The organism is Cytophaga sp. (genome assembly GCF_051961495.1).
Classification (GTDB): domain Bacteria; phylum Bacteroidota; class Bacteroidia; order Cytophagales; family Cytophagaceae; genus Cytophaga.
Window position 1 is genome coordinate 1 of sequence record NZ_JBQCDF010000048.1, and the last position, 3,070, is coordinate 3,070.

Annotated in this window: 1 protein-coding gene; it reads left to right on the forward strand. The window is 38.8% G+C overall.

The window, feature by feature from the left end:
* The coding region (locus ACTHJT_RS02445) for an efflux RND transporter permease subunit (protein ID WP_440236142.1) at positions 1-2,829 on the forward strand (2,829 nt) is incomplete at its 5' end.
* Positions 2,830-3,070: the final 241 nt, after the last annotated feature.

Consider the following 3,070-nt stretch of genomic DNA (forward strand, 5'->3'; position numbering starts at 1 on the left):
ATCAGTGTGGAATTTGAGTTGGGCATAGATATGGAAACTGCAACCAATGATGTACGGGATAAAGTCTCTCAGGCACAACGTACACTTCCACAGGATTTAGATGGACCGCCGGTAATCAGTAAAAATAATGCATTGTCGGAATATATTATTTCAATGACCGTTACCAATAATAAACTTACGGATCTTGAAATTTGTGAATATGCAGATGATGTTCTTATTCCCAGACTGCAGACCATCCCTGGGGTAAGCACTGTGCAATTGATGGGAGAAAAAAAATATGCGATGCGTTTATGGCTCGACCCTATAAAACTTAAGGCATATAACGTAACACTCCAGGATGTGAAGCTGGCACTGGATAAGGAAAATGTAGAACTTCCTGCCGGGCGCCTGGAAGGAAATAATACAGAACTTACTGTAAAGGCAAATGCTAAATTCAATAATGCACATGGTTTTGATAATATGATTATTCGTTCGGAGAATAATAAAGTTGTGCGTTTACAGGATGTTGGTTATGCAGAATTAGGGGCGGAAAATGAACAGAGTAGTTATAGGATCAACGGTGTCCCAAGCACGGCATGTATGATTATTCCTCAGCCTGGTGCAAATCATATAGCAATTGCGAAAGAATTTTATAAGCGTTACGAACAGCTTAAAACTGAACTTCCGCCAGACTATGAACTCAGTATCTCTAATGATATGACTCGGTTCGTTACAAAATCCATTCATGAAGTAACAGAGACACTTATTATAGCAGTATTGCTTGTTGTAATTATCATCTATCTGTTTTTCCGTGATTGGTCTGTTGCATTACGTCCGTTGATTGATATTCCGGTTTCATTGGTAGGTACATTTTTTATTATGTATCTCTTTGGTTTTTCAATCAATATTTTAACACTTCTTGCTATTGTATTATCAACAGGTTTAGTTGTGGATGATGGTATTGTGGTAACAGAAAATATATATAAGAAAATGGAGTTGGGGATGAAGCCTTTTCAGGCCGCGATCGATGGTGCCAATGAGATTATATTTGCAGTTATTTCAACTTCAGTTACCCTGATTGCTATATTTCTTCCGATTATTTTTATGGAAGGTTTTGTTGGTAAGCTATTCATGGAATTTGGTGTTGTCGTAGCCTCTTCTATTTTAATTTCTATTTTCGTTTCACTTACTTTAACGCCTATGCTAAATGCCTGGCTCGTACGTGATGTGCATAAAAAGACGCGCTTTTATGAAAAGACAGAACCATTTTTTGCAGCTCTGAATGAATCATATCGAAAGTCATTACAACAGTTTATGAAGAATCGTTGGCTCGCATTTGTTATACTGGGAATTGCTGTTGTACTTACTTTTGTTGTCTGGAAAAATCTCCCGGCAGAAATAGCTCCTTTAGAAGATCGGAGTATGATTCGTATTACACTTACAACACCTGAAGGTTCGACCTTTGAATACACGGATGAGTTTATGCTTCGGTTCAGTAAAACTATTATGGATTCTGTTCCTGAAAAATTTCTTGTATTGACCATCACAGGTGCAGGATTTAACAATGGAAGCACAAATGCCGGTTTGTGTCGGGTTCCTTTATTGGATCGGTCAGAACGTGATCGCAGCCAGCAGGAAATTACTGATCAATTAAATAGGATTGTTAAGAAATTTCCCGAAGCAAAAATTCAGGTTGGACAGGAGCAGACTATTAATACAGGTTTCAGAGGTTTGCCAATTCAGTATATCATACAGGCGCCGACATTTGAAAAATTGCGTGACGTACTGCCTAAGTTTATGGAGGAAGCTCAGAAGAACCCAGCTTTTTCAATTGTAGATGTAAACTTAAAATTTAACAGGCCCGAAGTACAAATTTTAATCAATAGAGAAAAAGCACGAACACTTGGAGTAACCGTAACAGATATTGCACAGTCTCTACAGCTGGCGCTTAGCGGACAACGATTAGGTTTCTTTAACCGGTCAGGGAAACAATATCAGGTCATCGGGCAATTTGATCGCGGGAATCGAAATGAAACAGTCGATCTGAAGAATATATATGTACGTAGCAATGCCGGAGTTTTGATTCCACTGGACAATCTGGTCGAACTTCAGGAAGCCAGCAGTCCGCCGCAATTATTTCGCTACAACCGCTATATGGCTGCTACCATTTCTGCAGGACTTGCAACGGGTTATACAATAGGAGATGGTTTGGAAGCAATGGATGAAGTTTCAGATCACTTGCTGGACAAATCATTTTCAACAGCTTTGCAAGGGCCTTCGAGGGATTTTGTTGAGAGTTCTTCTAATACTTCTTCGGTGTTTATTCTTGCGTTGTTGCTGGTATATATGATTCTGGCAGCGCAGTTTGAAAGTTTTGTTGATCCGTTTATTATAATGTTAACGGTACCACTGGCAGTTGGTGGCGGAGTATTTTCGCTCTGGTATTTTAATCAGACCAATAATTTATTTAGTCAGATAGGACTTATTATGTTGATTGGTTTGGTTACAAAAAATGGAATACTGATTGTAGAATTTGCCAATCATTTAAAGAAAGAAGGCTTAAGTATTACAGTAGCGGTAATGAATGCTTCCGTAGCAAGATTACGACCTATTCTTATGACCAGTATTGCTACAGCTTTGGGAGCCTTGCCGATTGCCGTGGCATTTGGAGCTGCCTCTAAAAGCCGAACAGGGATGGGGATTGTAATTGTTGGTGGTTTGCTTATTTCATTGATGCTCACTTTGTATGTGATACCTGCTGTATACAGTTATTTTTCGAGGCCGATAAGAAAAAATGAGTTCGTGTCTATGGATGAGGAAAAAAAGCAGACACTTAGTAGTGTCGTTTAACTACAAGAGCGCAAAGGTGGCATTACTACGGTGAAGCAAAAGATACCTGGTAGTAATTACGGCTTACTTTTTGTGTTCTTTACAAAACCTTTGCGTGCTTGTGGTTTAAATAAAAAAGCGGCCGGACAATCTACATCGGCCGGCCGCGTTATAATAAAAAAAAGGTTATGTTTAAAAAAAGATAGCATTAAATTAAATAATTGATTAGCGTAATTAATCACCAACGATTTAGATTGGGGGA